1 protein-coding gene is annotated in these 6,331 nt (G+C 67.0%); it reads left to right on the top strand.

Going from position 1 to position 6,331, the window contains the following annotated elements:
* The coding region (locus tag EOA29_RS21500) for a kinesin (protein WP_127221456.1) at nt 1-6,156 on the top strand (6,156 nt) is incomplete at its 5' end.
* Between the last annotated feature and the right edge of the window lie 175 nt (nt 6,157-6,331).

Here is a 6,331-nt window from a genome sequence, read left to right as displayed (position 1 = left end):
GAACTGGAAAAGGCGCTTGACCTTGAGCTCAACGGCGACGAAGGCGGCCTCGACATGGCGGCGTCGATGGAAGATCTCGAAGCCCAGATTTCGGCGGCCGCGGACGAATTGGCGCGCGAAGGCCGCAGCCAGAGAATCGAGCCGGCAAATGAGCCTCAGGCCGCAAAGGCGGCACCCCAGCCAAAGCCGGCGGAGCTGCGCCCGGTCGAATCGCGCGCTTCGCAGCCAGCCGGTTTCACGCCGGCCCCTGCCGGTTTCACACCGGCAAATGATGACCGCCAGAAGGATTACCGGACGCTTCTGCATGGCCTCAACCGGCGCGCCTCGAGCACCGTCTACTGGGTCGTAGCGTTCATTTCGCTTGCGTGGATCGCCGGCGCCGGCGGCGTTGCCAACCTGCTGTTCGGCCCGAGCATCTGGAAGATCCGCACCTTCGATCAGTTCTTCGCCCGCCCCGAGCTGATCGGCCTGGCGGTCGCGGCGATCATCCCGGTCATCCTGTTCTGGGCCTTCGCGGCCATGATCCGGCGCGCCCAGGAAATGCGCATTGCCGCGCAATCGATGACCGAAGTGGCCTTCCGCCTCGCCGAGCCGGAGAACCTTGCCCAGGACCGCGTCATGATGATCGGTCAGGCCGTGCGCCGCGAGGTGGCGGCGATGGGCGAAGGCATCGAGCGCACGCTGGCGCGCGCCGTCGAGCTCGAAACGCTCGTCCACAGCGAAGTCAGCCAGATCGAGCGCTCCTATTCCGAGAACGAGGCTCGCATCCGCTCGCTGGTCGACGGCCTCGGCAGCGAGCGCGAGGCAGTCGTCACCCACGCCGAGCGCGTGCGTGCCTCGATCGCCGGCGCCCATGAGACGCTGCGCGACGAGATCGGCTCGGCCAGCGACATCATTCGCGACTCGATCCTCAACGCCTCGACCAAACTGTCGATGACGATCAACAATTCCGGCGACACGCTGATCGATCGCATCAACGAAAGCTCGATGTCGATCTTCGATTCGGTGGAAACCCGGCTCGATACGATCACCGACCGCCTGTCGACCTCGGGCGAGGCCTTCGCCAGCCTGCTCGACACCCGCATCGCCAAGCTGACCGACACGACCGACGGCCTCACCCGCTCGCTGACCGACCTGCTGGATGACCGCACCACCGGCATGGTCTCGCTGCTCGGCGGCGCTGCACGCACGCTCAACTCCGAGTTCGAAGCAAGCCTCAACGGCATCGAGCGGACGCTGGCCGAGCGCGGTCAGGCGCTGATCAGCGAGTTCCAGACCCGCGCCGAGGCGCTCGATACCGGCACCCAGAAGCTCAATGCCGCGCTCGAGGCACGCGCCCGCCAGATCAACGAGACGCTGGTCGAGCGAGCGCGCGAGATCGCCAGCACCTTCGCCGAGAGCAAGGACACGCTGTCGGCGATGATCGATCAGGGCAAGACCCAGATCGGCGCCGATATGGCCGACATCGTGTCGTCGACCTCCTCCATGCTCGAAGCGCGCGCCACCGATTTCGCCGGGCGCATGGAAGCCGCCCGCCACGTCGTGTCGCGATCGTTCGACGCCGACATCCAGCGGCTCGCCGACGCTCGCGCCGGCATCGACGAGGCCATCGAAGACCACAGCCGGAAGCTGGCCGAAAGCAGCCAGCGTATGGCGGCTGCCATGCAGGAGGATCTCGCGAAATTCGCCGAGAGTCGCGCCGGCATCGACGACGCCGTGGCCAATCAGGTCCAGAAACTGGCCGAGGGCCGCGGCCTGATCTCTCGCGCGCTGGAAGATGACCTGCGCAAGGTCAACGAGGCGCACGCTGCCATCGACGCTTCGCTGGGCAGCCACCTCGAACAGCTCGAAGAGGGTCGCAACCGCCTGTCTCAGGCCTTGAACGAAGACTCCGGCAGACTCGTGCAAGCCCGTACAATGATTGACGAAATGGTCGCCGGCCATGTCGGCAAGCTGGCCGAGGGCCGCAACATCCTAGCGCGCGCGCTGGAAGCCGATCTCGGCAAGCTGCAGGACAGCCGAGCCTCGATCGATGGCCTGGTCGCCGGCCAGGTCGAGAAGATCGCCGAAGGTCGCGCCGTGCTCGCCAAGGCGCTTGAGACCGACATCTCCGGCATAAGGAACCTGATCGAGACCCATTCGGCCAAGCTCGCGGAAGACAGGGGCGAACTCAGCCGCGCGCTGGAAGGCGACCTGAGCGGCATCCGCAGCCTGATCGACAGCCATGCCGGCAAGCTCGTCGAGGACCGCAGCCTGTTGTCGCAGACGCTGGAATCCGACCTCGCCAAGTTGGCCGAGAGCCGCGCCTCGATCGACGGTCTTGTCGCCGGCCAGGTCGAGAAGCTCGCCGAAGGGCGCGATATCCTCAAGCGCGCCCTCGAAGCGGACATCAATACCATCAGGGGTGCCATCGCGGGACATTCCGACAGGGTGCAGGAGGAACGGGCGCAACTGTCGAAGGCCCTGGAGGCCGACCTGCAGACGGTCGGCGGCGCAATCTCCGACCACCAGAACCGGCTTGTCGAGGACCGCGCGGTGCTGTCGAAGTCGCTCGAGGACGATTTGGCCAAGTTGGCCGAGAGCCGCTCCAGCATCGACGGCCTGGTCGCCGGCCAGGTCGAGAAGCTGGCGGAAGGCCGCGACATCCTCAAGCGCGCGCTGGAAGCGGACCTCAACACCATTCAGGGCGCCATCGTCGATCATTCGCAAAAGATCACCGACCATCGCGCCGAGCTTTCACGCGCCCTCGATGCCGACATGGCCAACGCCAGCGGCCTCATGCAGACCCACGCCGACAGGCTCTCGCAGGACCGCTCGGCACTGTCCAAGGCCTTGGAGGACGATCTCGCCAAGCTCGCCGAGAGCCGCTCCAGCATCGACGGCCTGGTCGCCGGCCAGGTCGAGAAGCTCGCCGAAGGCCGCGACATCCTCAAGCGCGCCCTGGAGGCGGATCTCGCCAAGCTCGCCGAGAGCCGCGCCTCGATCGATGGCCTCGTCGCAGCCCAGGTCGAGAAGCTTTCGGAGGGCCGTGATGTGCTCACGCGTGCTCTCGAGGCGGATCTTGCCAAGCTCGCCGAGAGCCGCGCCGGTATCGATGGCCTGGTCTCCGGCCAGGTGGAGAAGCTCGCCGAGGGCCGCGATATCCTCAAGCGTGCGCTCGAAGCCGACTTGCAAAAGCTGGCGGAAAGCCGCTCGGAACTCGACGGCATCATTGCCGGCCATGTCGGCAAGCTGTCCGAAGGGCGCGACACGCTGGCTCGCGCCCTGGAGGACGATCTCGCCAAGCTTGCCGAGGCACGCGAGGACGTCGATCGTTCGGTGTCCGGCCACATCGACCAGATCGCTGCCAAGAGCAGCGACATTTCGGCGGCGATCGCCGCCGATGTCGAGAAGATCGAGCACGCTTTCAGCAGGCAGACCGGTATCATCGAAGAGCGCGCCGGCACCATGGAGCGTGCATTGTCGACCGGCGTCGACAACGTCCGCGGCGTGCTGGAGAAGACCGCCGTCTTCGTTGCCGGCGCGTTGCGCGACAAGGTCATGGAAATCACCAGCACGCTGCACGAGCAGGCCGGGGCCGCCTTCAGCGATGCCGACCGCAAGATCGCCGAACGCGCCGAGCAGACGTCGGCCGCGCTGCTTGCCAGGGCCGAGGACATCGCCAACGCCTTCGAGGCGGCCGACCGCCGCCTGCACGAGCGTGCGCAGGACACGTCCAGCATGCTGATGGCCCGCGCCGACGATGCGTCCAATTCGCTCATGGCCCGCGCCGAGGAAACCGCCGACAAGCTGGCGGCGCGCGCCGGCGAGATCGCCGGCACTTTCGACGCCGCCGACCAGAAGCTGGTCGCTCGCGCGGTCGAAACGGCGCAGTCGCTGGCGGCGCGCGCCGGCGACATCCTGCGCAACTTCGAGGGCGCCGACGAGCGGCTGAGCATGCGCATCACCGAATCGGCCGAGGCGCTGGCCGCACGCGCCTCCGACCTCGGCCGCATCTTCGACGCCGCCGACCAGCATCTGATCTCGCGCATCGCGGAAGGTTCGGAAGCGCTTTCGTCGCGGGCGTCTGAAATTGCCCGCATCTTCGACGATGCCGACAGCCGCCTGGTGTCGCGCATCGCCAGCAGCAGTTCGACCATCGGCGAACATACCGACGCCATTGTCGGCGCATTCGCGGCCACCGAGCAGCGCGTCGCCGATCGTGCTCGCCAGACCGGCCAGGAGCTCGCCGTCCACGCCCGCGAGATCGAGCAGGCGCTTGCCGGCGCCGACGAGCGCCTGGCATCGAGCGCGGCCGCGGCCGCTACCCGTGTCGAGGAGCAGGTGACGAGCGTCGAGAGCCGCCTCGCCCACACCGCCGAAACGATGGGCCAGAAGCTCAGCGAGCAGGTATCGAGCGCCGAGGCGCAGCTCATCTCGCGCGCCAACGTCATCGCCGAAACCTTCACCGCCGTCGGCCAGCATATCGGCCAGAGCACCAACGAGGCGGCAAAGACCATCGGCGCCAATACCCGCGAGCTCAACACCATGCTTGCGGCGCGTTCGGCCGAGATGTCGAAGATCCTCGACGAGACGGCGCGTCCTCTGGTCGAGCGCTTCGCCCAGGGCGGCTCCGAACTGCAGAAAAACATGGAAGAGGTCACCGAGCGGGCGACCGAGAAGCTGCGCAGCGAAAACGCGGCCCTCGTCAACGCGCTCGCCAGCCGCACGGCCGAGACGCTTTCGGCCGTCGAGGGCGCGCGCTCGACGCTGGCCGACAGCGTTGCCGACCTCATCGGCCGCATGTCCACCTCCAGCGCGCAGCTCGGTCAGCTGATCGACCAGGCGGCGGTCAACCTCGGTCAGGTCGAGGAACGCCTCACCGGCAGCACGCAAAGCTTCGCCACGACCACGGAAAAGGCGGCCCAGACCTTCGCCAGTTCGGCGCGCCTCGTCGATTCCAACACGACACGGCTCACCGATCTGTCGTCGGCGACGTTGCGCGAGGTTGCCTCGATCGCGACCAAGTTCGACGAGCACAGCCGCCTGCTGTCGAGTGCCTCGGCTCTGCTGAGCTCCGCTCAGAGCAATCTCGAGCACACGCTGGAGCGGCAGTCCTCGCTGGAAGACCTCGCCGTCGGCCTGGTCAAGAAGTCGGAAGACCTCGAGAAAGTGATGCGCTCGTTCGAAAGCCTGGTGGGCAAGACGATGCAGAATGCCGAGGGCCGGACGATGGAATCGGCGGAGAAGATCCGCACGGCCATCGCCGAGGTCGTCGATTCGGCGACGCGGCGCTTTGCCGATGCCACCGAGGAGATGCGGCGCACCGCGGGCTCGATCAAGAGCGAGCTGGACCTCACCCGCGCCGAGCTCAAGAAGGGCGTGATCGAGATGCCGGAGGAGGCCAAGGAATCGACCTCGGCCATTCGCCGTGCCGTCTCCGAGCAGATCAACGCGCTCAAGGAACTGTCTGACATCGTTGCGAAATCCGGCCGCAGCGGCAGCAGCGAGACCGGCGAGCCCCGCAGCCTGCGCCCTGCACCGCAGGCGCCGGACCGTCCCGCCGAACAGCCGCTGCGCCGTCCGCCTGCGCCGCAGCCTCAACCGCAGCCGGAGCGTCGCTCGCCGCAGGCACCGCTCGCCGAGACGACGCTGCGCGGTACGCTCGATCTCGAGCGTCCCGCGGAGGCGCCGCGGCGCGACCCGAATGGCCGCACACAGCAGGGCGGCTGGGTGCGCGATCTTCTGACCAACGCTTCGCGCGAAGAAAACCTGAAGCCGGCCGCCCCGGCGGAAGCGCCGCGCGCGGCCCCTGCCCAGCGTTCGCCGCTGCATGTCATGGAGTCGCTCAATTCGCTGTCCGTCGACATCGCGCGCGCCATCGACCATGACGCCTCGATCGAATTGTGGAACCGCTATCGCCGCGGCGAGCGCGACGTCTTCACGCGCCGGCTCTACACGCTGAAAGGCCAGCAGACCTTTGACGAGATCCGCCGCAAGTATCAGGCCGAGGCCGAGTTCCGCGCCGCTGTGGACCGCTACTGCGACGACTTCGAGAAGCTGCTCAAGGATGTCTCGCGCAACGACCGCGACAACATCATGGCGCAGACCTATCTGACGTCGGACACCGGCAAGGTCTACACCATGCTTGCTCACGCCAGCGGCCGTCTGCACTGAGCCGGCTGTTAGCGAGTAACAAAAAAGGCGGGACAAGCTCCCGCCTTTTTGTTTGTCCGAACGGCATGCCTGTGACCTGAGCAGCGATAGATATCGTCGCCGACGCCTCATGCCAGGGGAACGACAGCCTCAGCGACCCGGATGGAGTCCCATCAGATCACCGAGTCCGTCCAGC

It is taken from the genome of Mesorhizobium sp. M1E.F.Ca.ET.063.01.1.1, assembly GCF_003998155.1.
Lineage (GTDB): Bacteria > Pseudomonadota > Alphaproteobacteria > Rhizobiales > Rhizobiaceae > Mesorhizobium.
Note: the sequence above shows the minus strand (reverse complement) of the source record. Positions and strands in the feature narration are given on the sequence as shown.